11 protein-coding genes are annotated in these 21,782 nt (G+C 36.2%); all 11 read right to left on the bottom strand.

Annotated elements, in window-relative coordinates:
- On the bottom strand, positions 1-6,572 hold a 6,572-nt coding region (locus tag B0A75_RS09750; protein WP_394335285.1), incomplete at its 3' end, for a beta strand repeat-containing protein.
- A 930-nt stretch (positions 6,573-7,502) separates the two neighbouring features.
- The gene (locus B0A75_RS09745; RefSeq protein ID WP_165765109.1) at positions 7,503-8,249 is read right to left on the bottom strand and encodes a rhamnogalacturonan acetylesterase; all 747 of its coding nucleotides are present in this window, start codon (positions 8,247-8,249) and stop codon (positions 7,503-7,505) included.
- 470 nt (positions 8,250-8,719) lie between these two features.
- Entirely contained in the window at positions 8,720-10,066 is a 1,347-nt protein-coding gene (locus B0A75_RS09740; protein ID WP_089054089.1) for a glycoside hydrolase family 28 protein, read from the bottom strand.
- Between the two features lie 140 nt (positions 10,067-10,206).
- Complete coding sequence (gene pelA / locus B0A75_RS09735) at positions 10,207-12,210, bottom strand: pectate lyase (RefSeq protein ID WP_089054088.1); 2,004 nt, start codon at positions 12,208-12,210, stop codon at positions 10,207-10,209.
- Positions 12,211-12,218: 8 nt separating this feature from the next.
- A complete protein-coding gene (locus B0A75_RS09730; RefSeq protein WP_089054087.1) occupies positions 12,219-13,817 on the bottom strand; it encodes a glycoside hydrolase family 43 protein in 1,599 nt (532 codons plus the stop codon).
- Between the two features lie 321 nt (positions 13,818-14,138).
- Complete coding sequence (locus tag B0A75_RS09725; RefSeq protein WP_089054086.1) at positions 14,139-15,359, bottom strand: glycoside hydrolase family 88/105 protein; 1,221 nt, start codon at positions 15,357-15,359, stop codon at positions 14,139-14,141.
- Between the two features lie 24 nt (positions 15,360-15,383).
- The gene (locus tag B0A75_RS09720; protein ID WP_089054085.1) at positions 15,384-16,589 is read right to left on the bottom strand and encodes a glycoside hydrolase family 88/105 protein; all 1,206 of its coding nucleotides are present in this window, start codon (positions 16,587-16,589) and stop codon (positions 15,384-15,386) included.
- Positions 16,590-16,602: 13 nt separating this feature from the next.
- Entirely contained in the window at positions 16,603-17,802 is a 1,200-nt protein-coding gene (locus B0A75_RS09715) for a glycoside hydrolase family 88/105 protein (RefSeq protein ID WP_089054084.1), read from the bottom strand.
- 284 nt (positions 17,803-18,086) lie between these two features.
- Positions 18,087-19,052: a DUF4861 family protein gene (locus B0A75_RS09710; protein WP_089054083.1), complete on the bottom strand. Its 966-nt coding sequence runs from the start codon at positions 19,050-19,052 to the stop codon at positions 18,087-18,089.
- A 10-nt stretch (positions 19,053-19,062) separates the two neighbouring features.
- Complete coding sequence (locus tag B0A75_RS09705) at positions 19,063-19,998, bottom strand: alpha/beta hydrolase (RefSeq protein ID WP_089054082.1); 936 nt, start codon at positions 19,996-19,998, stop codon at positions 19,063-19,065.
- A gap of 103 nt (positions 19,999-20,101) precedes the next feature.
- The gene (locus B0A75_RS09700; RefSeq protein WP_089054081.1) at positions 20,102-21,775 is read right to left on the bottom strand and encodes a RagB/SusD family nutrient uptake outer membrane protein; all 1,674 of its coding nucleotides are present in this window, start codon (positions 21,773-21,775) and stop codon (positions 20,102-20,104) included.
- Between the last annotated feature and the right edge of the window lie 7 nt (positions 21,776-21,782).

Here is a 21,782-nt window from a genome sequence, read left to right as displayed (position 1 = left end):
CACAATGACTGGCTTGCTGTAGCCACTGCCGATGTCAAAGCAATTGTTGCATTAGAATTAACGATAACCGTCGCAGTTCCTGTCTGTGCTTGTATACAAGTAGTTAAACTGGCATCTTTTACGCTTACTAAAGTATAGGTAAATGTTCCTGCTGCAGTTGTTGAAACTGGTAGTAAAACTACACTTCCCCCAGCAGTACTAACAGTCTGATCTGCTCCACCGTTTAATTTATAGGTAAATGTGTAAGGAGATGTCCCTCCAGATCCTGTAAAAGTAATATTTGGTGATGCTTCATTTTGACATACATTATCCGTTCCAGAGATAACTGCTGTTGGCAGTTCGTTTATGGTGATTGTTGCAGAACCTGTTTGCAGTTCCTCACATCCTGTGCTGCCTTCTTTTACACTTACTAAAGTATAAACAAAACTTCCTGTTGTACCAGTTGGCTGTGCAACTGTTACTGAATTTCCTACTGTTGTAGTAACCGTTTGGTCTGCTCCGCCATTTACTTTGTAAGTGAATGTATATGGTGCTGTTCCGTTTGCTCCTGTGAAAGTTATATTTGGTGTTGCTGCATTTTGACAAACTGCAGTTGTACCGCTGATTGTTGCAGTTGGAAGTGCTTTTACTGTAATAGTAGCAGTACCTGTCTGTGTTTGTTCACAAGCTGTTGAACTTGCATCTTTTACACTCACCAAAGTATAAGCAAAAGTTCCTGTTGCATCTGTTGGAGCTTCCACTGTAACTGAATTACCACTTGTTGTGGTTACAGTATTATTTGCTCCTCCATTTATTTTATAGGTAAATGTATAAGGGGCTGTACCATTTGATCCTGTAAATGTAACCAAAGGCTCAGTTCCGTTATAACAAACCGCTGTTGTTCCAGAAATCGCTGCTGTTGGCAGCGGGTTTATTGTAACTGTTGTAAAACCATTCTGTGCCTGCGTACAAGCTGTTGTACTTGCATCTTTAACACTTACCAAAGTATAAACAAAACTTCCTGCCGTTGTAGTTGGCGCTGGAACATTTACTGAGTTTCCTGACACTGTTGTTACCGTCAAGTTACTGCCGCTGTTAATTTTATAGGTAAATGTATAAGGTGCTGTACCCCCTGCTCCTGTAAAGGTAACTACAGGTGCTGTACCGTTTTGACAAACTGGTCCTGTTGCTCCTACACTTGCCGTTGGTAAAGGATTAATGGTTACCACAACTGGTTTTACTGTAAAACAGCCATTTGCATTGGTGCCTTTTATATAATAAGTACCTGATGTTGTTACCGCTGTATAATTTGTCAGTGATATACTTGCAGCCATATCTGCAAAATAGGTTAAAGTTAAACTGGCATCACTGCCTGCCGTAACTGCGGCTAAGCCAAGATTTACTGTCGTTCCTGCACATACTGGTGCCGGATTAGTAATAATAAGTCCTGGATCAGGATTTACTGTAACATTATTAGTAATTGTACTTGTACAGCCTCCCGGATGTGTTATAGTACCTGTATACACAAAAATTGTAGATGCAGTTAATACTGGCCCCGTATAATTGAATACCGGGTTCGAAATATTTGCCGCGCTTAAATAAGTCGCTGGCGACCAGCTTACTGTTGCTCCAGTAGATGCTGGTGTTCCAATAGTAATATCTGATGCTTTACAAACATTAAAAGCTGTAACAACAGCCTCTGATACAAGAGGAATTTTTACTACTGCATCAGAACATTCCTGTACATTATCGACCACACGAATTGCAGCTGCAATGGTACAGAAACCAGATTCCGGCGCTGTAAAAGCTGCTGTGGTTTGCTCTGCAGTTGACGCTCCCGTTGCAAGATTAGCCGCAGCACCATTTATCGTTTGTGTGTATAAAATAGACTCATTTGTTGTATATATGCCGTCTCCGTTAATATCATTAAAGAAATCTACCACGATTGGTGTACTATTGGCAATAGTTCCTGAATTTGTAACCTTATATTTTACAGTTACTGTATTATTTGTTGATGAGACATATTTTGCCACAGCACTTACTGGATTAATTGTAAATGCGGTTTTGATAACATTAATATTTGATTTTACATTTCCTGTAATTACACTAACATCGCAAGGCGAAGCTCCACAGGTTACCCCCACAACAGAATAAATCGCCTCAAGTGTTATAGCATCTGCTGTTACACCACAGCTTAATGGCTGTGCATCAACAATTTTTAAACCTATGCTAAATTTAGCCGTTTCGTTTTGTTTCAGTGTTGCAGGATCAATAACCCCTGTTGGTAAAGGAAACTTTAAAATACGGTTGTTCCCTAATACGGTATTACTTAAAGGCTCACCCACATTGGTAGCTCCTGTTACACGCGTTATAGAACCCGCGACATAATCTATCGATTTTGGTACTGTAACAAATATAGCCTCCCCTGCACTTAAATCCTGCGTTCCCTGATTGGTTACCTCTATTTGATAAGCAGAACCGCTGCCATCATTTTTTAAAGTAACAACTCCCGGTGCCAAATAATAGGTATTAAGTGATGATGGTTTCATACCTAACTCCATCGCAGCTCCCGCGGCTTTGTACTCTATAATTTTACCACAGCCGCTGGTTGATCGCATGTTATAACTTACTGCTGTTCCTGAAACAAAACCACAACTGGTTTCGCCTTGATATTCAAATGCAAAACTATTAGTTCCGCTGGCAGCACCAGGTAAAAATGGCGTACCATTAAGATCTGTCGAGATATTCCACTCCCATGTTCCTCTTGTGCTGTTGTATACCGGATTGCTTAACGTTTTAGTACTACCATTGTACGTAAACTTACTTGTACCCGCTCTAGCGCTGTAACCCGCAGGGAAAACAGCTTCAAATATAAGCCCTTCTGCATTACCTACCGCAGTGTTAGCTACCGTTGCTGTATAATCAATAAGATGTTCGCCTGCAGTTGTGTTAGTACAAAACTGTACTGGATTTAACGGAGACGTTACCGTCATACTCAAAGCAATATCTTTTGGAGCAAGATTAAGATTAAATTTAGTCTGACTCGCTGTGCAGACACTTGCAGTTGCTCCTAAAGCTTCATCTGGATCAACCGGGTATCCTGTTGCACCAAAACTATAAGTAGTCTGCAGTTTATCATCTGAACAAGCATTATAAGTTGCTTTTACATCATAAGTTGCGTTTGTAGCAATATCGCCCAGTTTTACCCAGTATTTACCTGCTCCGTAACTTGATACAGGATATGTTGTACCTGTACTAATATCTTTAACTTCAGTTACTGTAATATTATTATTGGGTGCTGTAAAACTGATCCAGTTATTTGGCAGATTCGCATTTCCTCCTGCAGCAGCTATAGCAGCGGTATCAGATGTATTGGTTACCTTAAGCTGCCAGGTTACTGTACTGCCAATTCCATCAACGTTTTGCAATGTTGGTACTGCACTAGCTGTATAATTAAATATAGTAGTACTGCTTCCTCCTTGTGTGCCTGTACTTGATATATTTTCTATATTACTATTATCTGCTTCAGTTGTATATTTATCGTAATAATGTACGACAGTTACTGTAACATTACCTGGAGCAGCACAAACTGGCAGCATATAGAAAAACAAACTTGTATTTCCATTAACCCCAGTCCAGTCAGCCACAACAGGAAGATTTGCTGTTGCCAATGGCATACCATCACTTCCTAGAGCAGCATTATCAAACGTTACAATTGTATTTCCGCCGCTATAAGTAACTGAAAGTAAAGACCTGTCTATAATATATTGCCCATTAGCAGCAAGATTAGTTGTGTTGTAATAAGGTTCTTTACCTGCAGCATTATCTAAAATCCATGTACCAGGTATAGTAGCTTTAACACTTCTAAAAACTGCATAATTTCTTGTTTCCTTAGGAAAATGATCTCCTACAACGTCTGTAGGATGATTTCCATTAATAATACTCGCCTGTACGCGCATACTATTAGTTCCTACTACAGCTTGAACCCCTGCAGTATTATTCGGAACCATATAAAGTCCTTGAATAGAAAAACCAACAGGAATATGTTGACAATCAGACACTATACCGCCAGCGTCTTTAGTATACAAATCTCCTTCTAAATTTGCCAATGGACTGTAGATGTAACTTAATTTATCCTTTGAAACTTTAGTAAGCCAATTTACAGCAATTTGATCTCTAACCTGTAAGATATAATTGATATCTTTACCTGCTCCTATTTTAGCTCCTAAATTTACTTGCTGCACCTGAAGACTTGCTGCCGAATCATAGCTGAATACAATATCTCCTACTACAATGTTTCCAGTTACTGTACTGCCATCCGAGGCTTTAGTAATTGTAATTGCTCCTGCAACATCTGTTCCGTTAGCACTTAAAGGATCGAAATTTGATAGGTCTAAAGTTGCAGCATTAGAAGTATACCTTACTCTAGCCCACAGTTCAGTGAAATTAGTAGAATTCACCACCCCTTTAAAAGTAGTTTTTACTTTATCTTTAGAAACTGCTCCATGCAGGTTAATTCCTGGGGTATTTTCATTCACATATGCAGTAGGCATATAAAAGACGTTGCTGCCACTTGGTGCTGGTGCATATCCAAAAGTAGCACGGGTCATATCAAAACTAGTTGTACCCACTGTAGCACAACTGCCGCTGATAACAGAATAATTAAGTGCCTGACTGCTGCAGCCGTACGGCAGCGTAATACCACAGCCTACAAAACCAAAAGTGGCACTATATTCAAGTGTTTTATTGGTAACTGTTCCTGTACTGCTTACCACTAAAGGAATTTCAAACAAATCGTTAGAAGCATATATATTCTGAAAACTTGACGCAGGTGTTATAACCAATGTTTTAGTTGCCGCATTATAGTTTATTGCACTTACAGGAATTGTATAACCAGTAGACCCATAAAGCCATTTAGTTATTCCCGCAGCGTCAAATTCTAAACCATCAGGCAGTATAAAAGTAAACGTTTTCAATATTTTTCCTGGTTGACCAAATCCGCTTCCCAGAGACCCCCCAAAATTAGTAGTTAATTTAATTTTGTCTCCAGGATATAAAGCTGCTGTACTTAAAGAAGCTGAAAAAGAATTGTACTGCTGTGATCCTATTTGAAAAGTACTTTTGGCATAATCTGATATAGGGCCTGCTAAATAATTGATTCGATTGGTTCGTGTACCGCATTGGTCCATAAAAGAAGTACCAATAGAAAAATAATTCTCCGTTGTACTGGGTAAAGTCTGGCTGTTTAAAGAACAGGTTTTGTAAGACGAAATATCAAACCCATATTCAAAATCCAGCTGAAAACTTTGTCCTGCCAATAAATCATCAAATTTTCCGTCACCATCTAGACTCTGCAAAGAAGTTCCATAAGCACTAGTAAGGCCAGCCAAATTAATTACAACACAATTTCCTATACCTGAAACTGGAATCAAAGCTGTTCCGCCTGTTCCGTTACGGGTTAATACTAAACTGGTAACATCATTACCGTTCAGCAGTACTTTTTTAATATTAATAGCGTAAGGTTCTACTGTTGGCGCAAGACCAGAATTAGCATAGTTCATACTCCAAGGAAACTTCACATTATGCAGACTAGATTCAGCGGAGCCTGTACCTGTATTAGCAATGGTGTAAGATACTTTACCGCTGTTACAAAAATCAGGATAAGTAGTTCCTGCTAAACGTGTAATCGAAATAGCCGGATTACCTACTGGTGTTGAAATAGAAGCGCTTGAACCGTCAAAAAAGCACAAACTGCCTTTTGTATCGCCTGAACCCGCTTTCATATTAAGTGCTATAGAGCTTGTTGCAGCACAGCTCAACATTTGTTCTGTAAGCACTACGGTAATTTCTTCACCTGGATCAAAACTCGTATTTGCTGCACCTACTGCAGTTGTAATTGCATTTTGAAGTGCGGCCCCTGTTAAAGTAACGCGATAACCATTGGTTACAGCAGATACTGTTCCATTATCGGCACTCATTACTTTATAAGAGGCGTAATGCGCCGGTGTCACTACAGCACTTTCAATATAAACTGAAGTAGCCGCTATATTTCCACTATTTTTAAATTTAATGGTTCTAAGCAAATTTGTTTTTAACGCTACCAAAGGTGACTGAGGCTGCGGCACAGTAGTAAGGGCATAAGCTGGAACAGGTGTATTACCTGCAACGGCACTGGAACCTGTTGCTAATGTTGTAGATCCTGAAGAGATCACACTATAATTTATAGTGGGTGTCGAAAACCCACAATTAATACGAGCATTAAATGTAATCTGCAGTGTATTCCCCACAGGAATACTGTTTAAAGTAAAGGTAGGATTTTGCAGGTTTGCAATACTTAACTGGGTTGCCCCCCCAGCTATACTGTTTGCCACATACTCCATACCCGCAGGCAATGCCAGCGAAAATGTCGCGCCGCTGAGTGCGGCTGGATTATTATTAACAATGTCTACCGTATAAGCACCAGGGGCTCCGCCCTGATTTAAATTTACCGGCTGATAAGAGGTAGGTGTATTAATCTGCACCTGTGCAAATGCAGCCCCTCCTGTCAATGACAACAACAATAACAATAAAATTAATGTAACTTTTGTTTTCATAAATTGGTTTTTAATTAAAAAAAAATTAACACTCCATGTTCATTTTTTTAGAACTCACATGGCCTGGGATTTTATTTACTCCTAACCATTGTTTCACAACAACCTGATTATCAATAAATATTTTGAGCAAAATTCCAGTTATTCCATTTTTAATATTACCAGTAAAAGTTTTTAATATAGCAGTTTAGGACATTTCTTAACATTTCGCTGTTCAGTATGGGTGTATTGGGGTTTGTTTCGAATGAAAAACTGGGAACAAAAAAAAATGCGATTTATAGAAAAGGCTTTTAGAAGAATATGGTTATTGCTTTTTTATGTTTCTAATAAACAAAGACATAATAAAACAATATAAAAAGACAAAAAAAGAAAAGATCCAAGCTGGTTTTCTGAAAGCAGAATAAAAAAAATGAGAGAATACAAATTCTCTCATTTCTAAAAAAAAATTATTGTAGCCTATAAAACTGAGTTGCTATAAATTCCAAAAAACAACTAAATAATAACAACAGTTTCATTTACGAATGTAGCTACTAAATCATTACAAAAAATACGCTAAAAGTTTTTTATACAGCATTTTAAGTCTTTTTTTTTTTATTTTTAAAAAACTTACTGCACAGGTATACCCTTTCAATACATAGAAACATACCTTGTGAATCCAAAAAAAAGAGAAAACAATATGTTTTCTCTTTTCATCATATTACGTAAAAAGGTAAAAAATCTTACTGAGAATTTCACAGCCAGTCTGATATTTACTAATGCAAATGTAGCTTCTTGACAACTTCTACATTACCCTTAAAAGGTTTTAATATAGCATTTTAGGACAAAAAAAATAATGGTCAATGGATAATGGTTAATTGTTAGTGCTGAATGTAGAAATCTAACGATTAACAACTGCCAAATTTCAACAACCATAAACCATAAACTACAAACATTCTACATTTTACAATTATCTTTAAGTCTTTTAAGTAATGGATCTTCTGATTGTTTGATCTGGTTGATCACGATCTGTGCGATTTTTGTGGCTCCTAGCAAAGAGAGGTGCGTATCATCGGCCTTATCTTTATCGTAAAAAGGGTTCTCGCCTGCTTTAAAATGTAAATGCAGCTGCTTTGACTTTTCACGACCGTAAGATTGCTCTAACAGTTCTGTGTAATACTCTAAATCAATAAAAGGGACTTTGTATTCCTGCGCCGTCAAACGGGTTTCAAGGGGATAATCGCCATGCGTAGGTACGAGAACTCCTTTTTCATTAAAATTGCGTCGGGCAATTGAAGTTAATAAAACCGGAATTGCTCCTTTTTCTCTACTCTCTTTTACAAAACGAATCAGATTGTATCGATAGGTCGTATGTGGATTTGTATAACGTGTTGAATCTTCAATTTTTTCATCATTATGTCCAAATTCGATAAAAACATAATCTCCTTTCTTCAGCTTTTTATAGATAGAATCCCAGCGTTTTTCGTTGATAAAACTTTTGGTGCTTCGACCGTTAACGGCTTTATTTACAACTACAATATCATCTTTAAAAAAAGGCTGTAATACCTGCGCCCATCCATGTTCTGGATTTTTGTCCGGGTCTTTTTTATTTGCCATTGTCGAATCGCCAATTGTGTATAAGGTTGTTTTTTGTGCAAAACAAACTGATGTAATAAGTAGTGTTAAGAAGATGTATTTTTTCATTTTTATTTGTTTTTTTGTTTCACCCTCCCGATAGCTATTGGGATTGCTTATTTGAACTGATTTAATTTTTGCTCTTTTTTACCGCAATTTGTTGTATTCTCCCCTTGTCAGTCTGAGCGGAGTCGAAGACCTTCACAGCTCGGAAATCCTTCGACTTCGCTCAGGAGGACAATACTATGCATAGACGCATTGCAGTGTGTCTCTACAAAAAACCTTTGTTCCTAAGAGCCATCGGACGCGTCAAAAAATTTACTCTCGCAGATTTAGCAAATTTTTTTGCTCCTTTTTTACCACAATTTGTTGTATTCTCCGTTTGTCAGTCTGAGCGAAGTCGAAGATCTTCACAGCTCGGAAATCCTTCGACTTCGCTCAGAAGGATAATACTTTGCGTAGACACATTGCAGTATGTATCTACAAAAACCTTTGTCCCTTTGTCCCTTTGTTCCTCTGCCACTTTGAACCTAAAAAAATTAAGGTTTCGAAACTGCCGTAGGCACTCCTGCTCTTTTACCTATAAAAACATCTGTCATCAAAACATTCTCTGCATTTTCATTTGACAGGGCATTTTTTGCTTCCTTTATTTCGATATTGTTCAGCGATATGTTTCTGATTTTTTTGTCGGGAAAACCCTGAATAACAATTCCGGATTCTGATGCTTTGTTACAAGTGATATTAGAAAAATGAATGTTTGAAATATCCGATTGATAACCTTTTCCTTCTCCATGATAATTAGCGGTCATATACAAGCAGTCTTCAACTTGATCTAATTGTATGTTTCTAACAAAAACATTTTTAATGTAACCGCCGCGGTCTGCATTTGTTTTTAAATAAATTCCTCTTTTTAAATAACCTATCGTTTTGCAGTTCTCAACAAATACATTCTGCACTCCTGCCGACATTTCGCTGCCTATTACAACTCCGTGAAGTCCTTTAAAATTACAATTTCTAATTACAATATTCTCACTTGGTGTTGCTGTATTCGCTCTGCCTTCATGATCTCGTCCGGCTTTAATGGCAACATTGTCATCGCCGTTATTAAAGGTTACATTTTCGATCAAAACATCTTTTGCGTATTCAGGATCGATTCCGTCATTATTATGGTTTAATGATTTATAGCTGATACCTCGAACGGTAATACTTTGTGATTTTAAAAGATGCAGACACCAAAACGGCGAATTCTCTATTCTGACATTCTCAACTAGTACATTTTTACAATTTAAAAACTGAATCATCTGCGGACGTAAAAAATAACCTTCTCCAAATTTTCGGTCTTTTAACGGCACATTATTATGGTTCATGTCACGGCTTAAATCTTTGCCTGGACCTTCTTTTGCTTTAAAGCTTTTCCAAACTTTCCCGCCTTCTCCATCAATAGTTCCTTCGCCAGTCAGTGCAATATTAGTGCAGTCTGCAGCATAAATAAGCGGACTGTAATTATAAAGCATGGTGCCTTCCCAGCTGGTTAAAACCAAAGGATAATCTTGAGGATTGTCGCTGAATTTTATTTTGGCGCCTTTTTCTATTTTCAAATTTACATTGCTGACAAAATGAATAGGTCCGTTTATTTTATAAATTCCTTTTGGTACAATAATGGTTCCTCCCCCTTTCTTTTTACAAAGCGCCATTGCTTTATCAAACGCAGCTTTATTGTTTGTAATAGAGTCGCCTTTTGCTCCTATTTTTAAAATATTAACTTGATAAGCAGGAAATACAGGAAGCTGAATTCTGTTTACTATCGAATCGACTTTTGCTGTTGGAAAATCATTTTTCTGAGCAAAGGAAACGCAGGATATTAAGAGGAGAAGTAGATATTTCATTTTTTTTAAGGTTCTAAGGTTCTGAGGGACTGAGGTTCTAAGGTTTTTCTTGTAGAGACGCCGTGCTGTTCGTCTTTTTGGTTCTGAGATATTTCGTCTAAGACTTAGCATCTTAGAACCTTAGTCCCTCAGCACCTTAATTAAAGGTACCAATTAGGCACTGTATCTTTTAGAATATTTTCTATCGAATATTGCTCTGCTTCTGTTTTTGTAAGCTGATGTGACCATGTGACTCTTTTCTTTGGTTGAAATCCTTCGCCGCTGTTATTGTATTCAGCATAAAAGGCATTTTTCTCTGCATCGGGTTTTGACCAATTTTCCCAGCCTTCGGGTTTTATGTGTTTGCCTAATTCGCAGTCGATAAAAACGGTTTTGGCATAAATACGCCATGGTCTGCCCAGATAAACAGCGTTTACAGCAGGTTCTGAGGTTAGTTTACAATTTTTAAAAACAAAACCATAAGCAACACCTTCGGGAGTTGAAGCAGCTGTTACGTACGAACTTTTAATGCTGTGAATAACGCAGTTTTCGAATAAAGCTGTAGCTCCTCCAAAAATAAAATCGGTTGTACCTTCTATATAACAGTTTCTAAAATACTGCTTGGCATTTTTTCCTGATAAATATAAAGTATCTTGATTTCCTGAAATAATACAGCTGGTAATTTTAGCACGATTGCCGGTAACTGATAATGCAATCGCCTGACCTTTATCGCCCGAAGCGTTTTTAATCGTTAGGTTAAATGCTGTAAAATCGTCTGCTTCTACTAAAAGTGTTGAGGTATAAAAAGTGCTGTTTCGTCCTAAGTTGATTTTCGAAAAATTATCATCAAAAGTAATGATTGTTTTTTCCTTGCTTTCGCCAAATAAAATCAAATTGTTATTCCATTCGGGCACTCTAAGCTTTTCGTTGTATGTTCCGTTTTTAATGAGTATGGTTACTTTTTCATAAGGAAAAGAGGGGCTCGCATATATGGCATCTTGTATTTTGGTAAAGTCTCCAGAACCATCCTGTGCTACGGTAAAAAAAACAACTTTCTTTTTCTCTGATGCTGCTTCTGAAACTTTTGTACCATTTTTAATTCCCCAAGCGGTATATTTTTTCAATACTTCTTTTGGTTCATCTGTATACCAAGCATAACCATTTCTGCGCTCTGCACCAATTTCATCCAGTGATTTCTTTTTGATTCCGTCACGATCGCAAAAGAAAGGTTCGTTATTGTCCAATTCCATAAATCTTGCCCAAATTGGCGCCGCATTTTGAGTTGGAATCATCTTTTTATCAATAACTTTTCCTGCATCGTTTAAAACACGCTTTTCTTCAAGATTGGTAATTTTTGTTTTCTCAAACCACGCGTAGGCACTTTTTACAGCCGTCATAACCTCTGGTGACGGTTTTTTAATTGCCATTAAAAGCAGTACAATTTTAGCCGATTCTTTTCCGCTTAGCGAAGGCAGTTCATATGCTCTCGCTTTTGCAGGAAGCAGCGTAACTTCATCATGCTGCGCGCACCAAGCCGTTAAAACTCCATTTTGTTTGTATTGTGTTTTGATGATGCAGTCTATTCCTTTATCAAAAGCTGTTTTTGTTTTTGCAATACTTTCTTTTGAAGGTTTAATGCTGTAGAAATCTGTTTCTTCGCTTACTTCTTTCATCACCTCTAAAATACGAACCATCGAATCGTCATTGTAGGTAATATGTGTGTAATATCCCTTTTTTAAAGGATAAAATTGAGGCCAGCCGCCATTTGCATATTGCGCTTCCAGTAAATAATTTAACCCTTTTAAAAATGATTCTTTGTAACGCTCGTCTTTTACCTGAGCATACATTTTAGACATATAAAGCATTTCCTGAGTGGTTGCTCCATTGTCTGTTGTGGTTTCTTTTGTGGTCTTTTTAATGTCGAGTAAATCCTTTTTCTGCGAAGGAGTCAGCTCATTCTGCATTTGAATATTCTTTGGCCAGCCTCCAATATCTCTTTGGTAAAGCAGTACATTTTCGGCAATCTTTTTAGCTTCTTCAGTACCAAACCATGAAGCATCGTTTTTACGAATTATATCCTGCCAGTTTTTATAGGTGTTTTGTGCCTGAATACTAAAACTCAAAACAATACTAAAAAGCAATAGGATTTTTTTTAACTGAACCATTCTAAATTTTATTTTGTTACTCTAAACCAATCAACTGCCACACTTCCTGAATCGTTTGTTACTTTTTCGCTTAAAGCAAAAAGTCCCATTTTTGCACCAATCCATTTTCCTTCAATTGAAGTAAAATCACTTCCTATCGGCTTATAGTTTTTATCATCTAAGCTATAAAAGAAACTGCAAATTCCGCCTTTTTTTACTTTTACTTTCAAATAAATTGTATTGCTTGAAATTAAAATAGGTTTTGTTTCTGTTTCTGAAACGGTTTTATTAAAAGTTCCCGTTTTTTGATTTAGATATAATTTTCCGTTATCGTTTTTAAAGCACAAATAACTATAATCCAATCCCATAATAATCAGTCCTGTCGATTCTCCGTTTAATCTTGTATTAAAAGTTAATTTGGCTGTCGCCGAAAACTCTTCAGCAGGAAATTTTTGAAGCAGTAAATTTGGTGCATCAAAAATTCTTTTACTCTCCTTAATTGTCGTCATGCAAAACAAATTCAAATAACCAAGACTTGTAGGCAGTCCCCAGTTGATCTGAGAATTTGCGTGCCACTGCCATTGCAATCCTAATTTTGGTTCATTAAATTCATCTGATGTTGCTGGATTTTCTATTGGATATTTTTTGCCAACATTTGGCTTTTTATAGGTTGTAACCGGTTCTCCTATTCCATTTTTATCAAAATCCTGTCCCATAACCGGCCAGTCTTTCTCCCATTTCATAGGCTGCAAGTGCACAATTCTTCCGTAAGCACCTTTATCCTGAAAATGAATAAACCAGTCTTCGCCTGTTTGAGTCTGCACCCACGCTCCTTGATGCGGACCGTTTATTTTGGTTGATCCTTGTTCTAAAACTTTCTTCTTTTCATAAGGTCCAAAAACATTTTTAGATCTTAAAATAGTCTGCCAGCCTGTTGGTACTCCTCCTGCTGGTGCAAAAATGTAATAGTAATTGTTTCTTTTGTAGAATTTAGGACCTTCAATCGTGCCTTCGCCGTCATGTCCGTCAATCACCATTACTTCATCATTATTATCAATTGTTCCTTCGGTATTCATGCTGCACACCACAATTAAACTTTTAATCTGCGCGCGGCTTCCTGCAAATGCGTGCACTAAATAAACTTTTCCATCGTCATCCCAAAGCGGACTCGGGTCAATAAGTCCTTTTCCGGCTTTTACTAAAAGCGGTTCTGACCAAGGTCCTTCGGCTTTTTTAGCTTTTATCATATAAATCCCAAAATCAGGATCTGGATAGTAAATATAAAACTCGTTGTTATGAAAAGTAATACTTGGCGCCCAAACACCGTTTCCGTGCTGCACTTTGTCATAAGTTTCAAAAGGCGGCTGTTTTGGCAGCGCATAGCTTATAATTTTCCAGTTTACCAAATCTTTCGAATGTAAGATTGGTAATCCTGGAATACAATTAAAAGACGATGCCGTCATATAAAAATCATCTCCAACCCTTACTGCATCAGGATCTGAATAATCGGCATGAATAATTGGATTTGTATACGTTCCATCTCCATTATCTGGTGTCCATACTTGTGCTGCATTTTTCTGAAATGAAAATACGGAAAGGAGAAGAACTGCGATTTTTATACTTTTCATTTTTGTTTTGTTTTGTTTTTTTTGTCATTTCGATCGAAGGGAGACTCGAGCGATAGCGAATAGACGAAGTAAATCGCACTAGAAATTCCGTACAGAATGTCTTCAATCTTTGTCGAATTACGAGTGAGATTTCTCCCTTCGGTCGAAATGACAAGTTTTGTGTTTTAAATCCGACAAGTTTTAAAACCTATCGGGTTTGTACCTTAATTTGTAATTGGAGTTTCTGTTCGATGCTTCGACTTCGTTCAGCAAGACAAAGCAGGAAATCTTCACTAATAACTAATAGCTAATAATTCATAACTCACAATTAACAATTATAAGTTATCTATTTAATTCTAAAGCAGCTAAAATAAATGGTCCTGTTGCTTTAGGATCGTTGTCTTTTTTTCTTTCGTTTACATAATATTCATAAGAACCATCACGGTATGGAGTTCCTCCTAAACCTGCAACTTGACAGCAGTTTGTTAATGTAATACCGCCGTCTTCATCAACTTTTTTGATTAAAACAGTTGTTAATCCGTCAAAAGCTTTGTTGGCTAATTTTTTATATTTTGCAGGAAGATATCCTTTGTTTGCCCCTTTTGCAAAAGCATAAGCAAACATTGATGATCCTGAAGCTTCTAAATAGTTTCCTTTTCCTCCTGCTTTATCTGTAACCTGATACCACAATCCAGATTTATCTTGATATTTAGCCAAAGCTGCAGATACATTATTTAAATACTTAATTAACTCTGCTCTCTTTGGATGCTCTTTTGGCATATAATCTAAAACGTCAACAAGCGCCATTGCATACCAGCCTAAAGCTCTTGACCAGAAATTTGGTGAGTTTCCTGTAACTTTATTTGCCCAAGGCATTGCTTTACTTTCATCCCAACCGTGGTACAATAATCCTGTTTTAGGATCTGTTGCGTGCAATTGAATCAACTCAAATTGTTTTGCGATGTCATCAAAACTTTTTCCATTTTCAAAAGTCAATGTGTATTCTGCGTAAAATGGTTCTCCCATATACAAACCGTCTAACCACATTTGGTTTGGATAGATTTGTTTGTGCCAGAATCCGCCGCTCGCTGTACGAGGCTGTTCTGTTAATTGTTTGCGAACCAATTGCATCGCTTTTAAATATTTATCCTGTTTTGTTTCGGCATAAATAGCAAAAAGTAAACGCCCCGGAACCACCAAATCAATATTGTATTTGTCTAGTTCGTACGTTTTAATCGTACCGTCTTCCTGCACCAATTCATCTACATAACCTCTTATATAGGCTTTGTAACGCGGATCTGGATTTTTTTTGTACAATTCTTCGATAGAGTGTAATACTAAGGCATGAACATAATCCCATTTTGGTTTTTTAGAATCGTCGATCATGTAACTTTCTGGATGACGTTTCATCAAGGTTAAAGCCATTTTATCTGACCATTTCATGTCTTTCGAAATAACGATTTCCTTTTTTGCAGTTTCCTGTGAAGTTACTTTACAGCCTGTAAAAGCCATTACGCAAACTAATAAAACCGACATAAAACTGTGTTTCCTACTATTTTTCATTTCAAAATATATTTAAAAATTCTACTATTGTTCTACTTCTAATGCAGCCAAAATAAATGGCCCTAAACCGTGTGAGTTATCTATTTTTATTTTCTCTTTTATATAATATTCAAAAGAACCATCGCGGTACGGATTTCCTCCTAATCCTGCACTGGCACAAACTTGTGTAATATGAATTTCGCCATCAGCATCAACAGTAACCAATTTTTTAGTAATGGCGTCAAAACCTTTTAAAGCGAGATTTTTATACGATGCTGGTAAATATCCTTTTTTTGCTCCTTTCGCAAAAGCGTAAACAAACATTTCAGATCCCGAAGCTTCAAGATAATTTCCCTCTTTATTTCCTGCATCGGTAACCTGATACCATAATCCTGATTTGTCTTGATATTTTGCAACAGCTTTTGAAATATCATTTAAATACTGAATTAGTTCTTTTCTTTTTGGATGCTCTTTTGGCATATAATCCAGAACATCAACTAAAGCCATCATATACCAGCCAATAGAACGCGACCAGAAATTGGGTGAAGTTCCTGTTTCTTTATTTGCCCAAGGCATCGCTTTACTTTCATCCCAAGCATGAAAAAGCAATCCAGTTTTTTTATCCAGCGTATGCAGGTGAATTTGTTCGAATTGTTTGGCAACATCATCTAAATCTTTACCGTTGTCAAATTCAACCGTATAACGTGCATAGAATGGTGTTCCCATATACAAACCGTCGAGCCACATTTGGTACGGATATATTTTTTTGTGCCAAAATCCTCCTGAATTTGTTCTTGGATGCGTTTCTAACTGCTTTCTTAAAGTCTGCATAGCTGTTAGATAACGATTATCATTTGTTCTTTTGTAAAGTTCAAACAAAAACTTACCCGGATTTACATAATCGATATTATAATCTTCGAGTTTGTAATTCATAATTTCTCCCGAAGGATTAACTACTGTTTCTCCGTAAGCTTTAATGTAATCGCCATAAACAGAATTATTTGTTTTTTGATACAGTTTTTCAAAAGAAGTCATCAATAAACCCAATTTGTAATCCCATTTTGGTTTTTCGTTATTATCGACCTGCCAAGCTTTTGGAGCACGTTTGATAATAGAAAGCGCCATTCGCTCTGACCATTTTAGATCTTTTGAAATAGTATTGGAAGACTGCGCCGAAATTGTACTAACCGAAAATACAATCGCACTTATCAGTACAATTCGGGCAAAACTAAAATGACTTTTCTTTATCATAATAAATCGTTTGTTATTTATTTAATTCTACTGCACTCAGTAAAAATGCCGCTAATGCCGGCGAACTATTGTCTTTTGTCTTGCTTTTTGCATAATATTCATTTGAACCATCTCGGAAAGGTTTTCCACCCAATCCTACATTGGATGAAACATTTGAAATGGTAATCTCATTGTTCTCATTTGTTTTGACAAATTCGTTTACATATGCATCAAAAGATTTTTGCGCTGTTTTTTTATACGATGCATTCAAGTATCCTTTATCTGCTCCTTTTGCCAAAGCATAAATAATCATTGCAGAACCTGAGGATTCTAAATAATTGCCTGTCAATTCTGGTTTATCGGCAACTTGATACCACAATCCTGAAGGGCTTTGAGCCTTAACCGAATTCTTTGCTATTTCATTCAAATAACTTACTAATTCTTTTTGCTTTGGATTGCTTTTAGGAAAATAATCCAGTGTTTCTACCAATGCCATCATATACCAGCCAATTCCTCTGCTCCAAATTGTTGGCGAAGTTCCTGTTTCGGGATTTGCCCAGCCAATTTCTTTATTTTCATCCCAAGCCTGATAAGGCAATCCTGTTTTTTTGTCTAATAAATGATTGTGAACCAATTCAAATTGTTTCGCAATATCACCTAAGCTTTTACCTTTTTCGTACTTAACTGTATATTGGGCATAAAAAGGTTCTGCCATGTACAAACCGTCAATCCACATTTGATTTGGATAAATTTGTTTGTGCCAAAATCCTCCGCTTGGTGTTCTTGGCTGACTTTCGAGCTGTGTTCTCAATTGTTTGATAACCGTTAAATAGCGATTGTCTTTTGTTTCCTCATATAAATTAAACAGTAATTTTCCAGGATTTACATAATCAATATTATACTCTTTAATATCATATTTGACTATATTTCCATTGCCGTCAATTAGTTCATCCGCATAATCTTTGATATAATTGAGATATTTTTTGTCTTTTGTTTTCAAATACAATTTCTCAAAAGCAGACAAAATCAAACTCATTTTATAATCCCATTTTGGTTTCTCGGTTCCGTCGATCTGCCAGGCTTTCGGGTATTTATTCAGAATTGTCACTGCTGTTTTCTCTGACCATTTTGAATTGGCTGAAACTGCAGTTTTATTCTGATTATCATTGTTCTGAGCAGTTGTAAAAATGCTGTACAACAAGAAAAACGCAAAGACTGTTTTTTTATAATTCATTCTTATATTTTGTTTTGCCACTCCCGATAGCTATCAGGATAATGGATTATTTGGATTATTCTTTGCTTGTTTTAAACACATAGAAACATTCCCGAAAGCTATCGGGATGAAAACTTATAAAAGGCGTTTCACTTGTATTAACAAACATTAGACTTGTTTCTTTTATACTCCTTTGAAAATACAATAATTCTATGTTTATATGTTTAAATATTTTCACGCAGATTTAGCAGATCCAGCAGATTTTTTCTAATCATTTTAATCCTTATAATCTGTGGCAAAAAAAACTACATTTTTCCTTTTTTGTTCAGAATTTCTAATTGAGCGTCTAAATATTTCACGAAATCTTCTTTCGATTTTATTCCATTTTGCTCTTGTTCCCAAGCACCTAAAAGGTAAAATGAAGTCGCTTTTGTTGTTGGTTTAAAAACTAATAAATAATCTAAATCAGTATCAGCAATATTTTCGATCGTGTTTACTTCATAAAAAATAGCCATTCCTAATTTATCTGGAACTAAAGACTGTACGCCGTAAGTTGCCAAATATGCCCATTTTTTATTTTTACTTTCTTTCTTAAGAAGTTCTGTATTTTTCTGTTTTACAATTCCAGTACAAATTCCTTTAATTTCTTTTGAAGCCTGAATGGTATGTTTTGTATAAAGCTGATCTGGTTTTATCGTTAAAGTTGAAGTAAAATCAATTTTATCAGAAGCTGTTTTCCATCCATAATAATTCACTTTTACGCCAGATTCGTTGTTTTTATTTACAACAGTGGCAATTGTAGAATCTACTTCACGGAAATGCAGTTTTTCGTTGTTTAAATAACGATCAATTGATCCAATCCCAATTCCTTTTCCTGCTTTTAGAATATCCGCTCCCCAATCGCTCATTTCGTGATACGAATCAAAATTATCCTGACCTACAATTGGCAGAATCATTTTTGAAGTTTTCTTTCCAAAAATATCAATCGCATTTCTCCAGTCTAGATACAATCGGTATCCAATTCGGTTACTTTCCCATCCCGGACCTTCGTAACGAATATCAAAAGAATGATCTGTATGCTCTGGAGCTAGTTTTAGTCTGTCTACATTTTTAAAAACGGTTCCGCCTTTGTATTTTCTTCCCTCCCAATGTCCATCTGTTTTAGCAGAAATTTCGGCATATGTTTTAGCGGTTTTAATATCATACTTTTGAGCATTTACTGATGTCAAACCAATTAAAAATAAGGCTGCGACTGTGATTTTTGTTTTCATTTTATTGCAATTATTTGAATGTCTTTTTTAAAAAATTAGTTATAAAATCAACGGTTGGATTAAACCAAGGCTGAAAAAACCAAAAGGAATGAGGTGAATTTTCGATTGTATGAACTTCACTATAAATCTTATATTGATCTAGAATTTTTATCATGTCATCTCTCCCTGCATGAAACCTGTTGATACTGCTGTTTATAAACAATATTGGAGGTGTATTTTTATTGGTATGGCTTAAAGCCGATGCATTTTTCCAGTTCTCTGTTTTTTCTTCATAAGAACCTCCAAGCCAAAACGATGCCATCTCTCCTTCTGAAGATTCTGGATGCCTAAATGCCAAAATGCCGTCTACATTGATGATTGCATTTACTTTTGAAGATGATTTACTTTTATTTGAAGGATCATCAAAAGCCGAAATTCCATTTGTTGTACCAATCAAAGCTGCCATCTGCCCTCCCGAAGAACAGCCCAAAACCGCAATTTTGTTTGGATCTACATTGAATTTCTTTGCATTATCTTTTATAAATCTAATCGCATTTTTTACATCATACACGCCGTATGGATATTTTGCTTCAAGCGATAATCTGTATTCTATTGTAAAACAAGAATAACCTTTTGAAGCTATTTCTTGCGCCAAAGGATTCATTTGGTTCTTGTTTCCTGATCTCCATCCGCCGCCATGAATCATAATTACAGCCGGATTTTGTTTTTGTTTTTTATTTACAAAAGCATCTAAATGCAGTGTTCTTTCTTTTGATGTAAAATAAGTCACATCGCCAATTTTATCGACGTTTTCATTCTCTGCGATAACTGGAATCGTAATCGACGGGTATTTTTTTATCAATTTAGCATAGGTGCTTTTTACGGTGTACGAAGTGTCGACACTATAAGTCTGCTGTGCATTTGCAAAGCTTATAAACCCTAATAAAATCAATACAATTTTTCGCATTAAAATCCTTTTACTTTTTAGTTAAGAAAGGAGTTCGGCACTTTGGCCAAACTCCTTTTTAACTGCTTCAAAAAAACAATAGTCTCAAAATATTAATCAATTACTAATAACCAGGATTCTGAGGAAAATCTTTATTTTGGTTTAAATCTAAAACCGATTGTGGAATTGGTCTTAAGATTTTAAGTTTACCGCCTACTCCAACAAAGTTGGATGCTTTAATTTTATAATTGTATGCTGAAGCTCTGTCAACTAATGTTCCTGTACGCTTCAAATCGAACCATCTTTTATATTCGCCTAACAATTCTCTACCTCTTTCATCAAGAATATAATCGATAGTGAATTGTCCGATTGTTGCATTTGCAACTCCCGCTCTTCTTCTTACTTCATTTAAACGAGCTAAACCTGTTCCTGGTTGTCCTGCTTTAAAATACGCTTCTGCAGCAATTAAGTAAGTTTCTCCCAAACGAGATACGATAATATCTCTTGTACTTACTGGTCCTGTACTTGAAGGTGTAGTTGGATCTGGATCGTCAAACTTCTTCACTGGAATAGTGTAACAGTCTAAATTTTTAATTAAAGTATGAGCTGCAGAATACTCTCCCCAAGGGTGGTAAACAAACGTAGCCGCTTTTCTTGAGGCATTTGCAGTTTCCCAAGCTGTTCTGTCAGCAGGCGTAAACCATTTTGGCTCGTAAAAGTGTCTTACTTTTAATGATGCTGGATTTGAACTTCTATAGTATGGATAGTACAAAATAGTTTTAGTAACTCCATTTGTAGTTTCTGGACCTTCAAGAATTTCAGTCATGAAAGTAGCATCCCATCTTTTATCTCCTTTTTCGTATAATCCTAAAGCATAATCTGTCGGGCATAAATTGTAGCTTCTTAACGGTGCTCCAGTTTCTGCTCCACCTAAGTACGAACTAAAATAATAAAACTGATTATTCCCCAATCTTGTTGGGTCTGTACTTGTTGAAGCTTTATCATATTGTACAGAAAAAATCGTTTCAGCATTTAAATCGTTTCCAGGTTTAAATAATTGATCAAAAGCAATTGCCAAAGTTTGTCCTGCAATCGCAGCATCAGCATAAGATGCAGCCTTAGTAAAATCATCTGCTTTACCAAATGTTTCGTATCCTCTAGTTAAGTATACTTTTGCCAATAAATCATTTACGGCTCTTTTGTTTACTTTTCCTGCTGAGCTATAAGCTGCAGTTCCAACATTTGCCAATGCGAAATCTAAATCTCCTATAATTTGTGTATATACTTCTTCGGCTGAATTTCTGGTAAAAGATAAAATTGGTGTTGAAATATAATCGTTTACAACAGGAACACCACCATAAGTCTGCACCAACAAAAAGTAAGCTTGTGCTCTTAAAAATCTTGCCTCACCTACCTGAGCATTTAAAATTGAAGTCTGCTCTGTTATAGTCGAAAAATGAATTGTTTTATTTACCGCCTGAATCAACTGATAACAAGGATTGTATAAATCTGCCACATTATCTGATGAAGGTATTAAAAGTGTATATTGACTTAAACCTGCAGGTTCTGGCCCTCTTCCTTCTGCATACATATCTGTTCCTGACTCAAAAAGCCATGGATTTCCTCCATATATACCTTTTAACCAAGCGTAATTTGTATTTACCAATAATTGAAATCCAGATGCGGTTTTATAGGTTGCATCTGCGGGTACAAAAGAACGGCTTTCTTCTTCAATATAATCACTGCATGAACTTACAGATACAGCGATTATTCCTAACATTATTATTATTTTTTTCATTTGATAT

This window comes from Flavobacterium oncorhynchi (genome assembly GCF_002217355.1).
In the GTDB taxonomy this organism is placed as follows: domain Bacteria; phylum Bacteroidota; class Bacteroidia; order Flavobacteriales; family Flavobacteriaceae; genus Flavobacterium; species Flavobacterium oncorhynchi.
The sequence above is the reverse complement of the archived record's forward strand: the minus strand, read 5'-3'. Positions and strand labels throughout refer to the sequence as shown.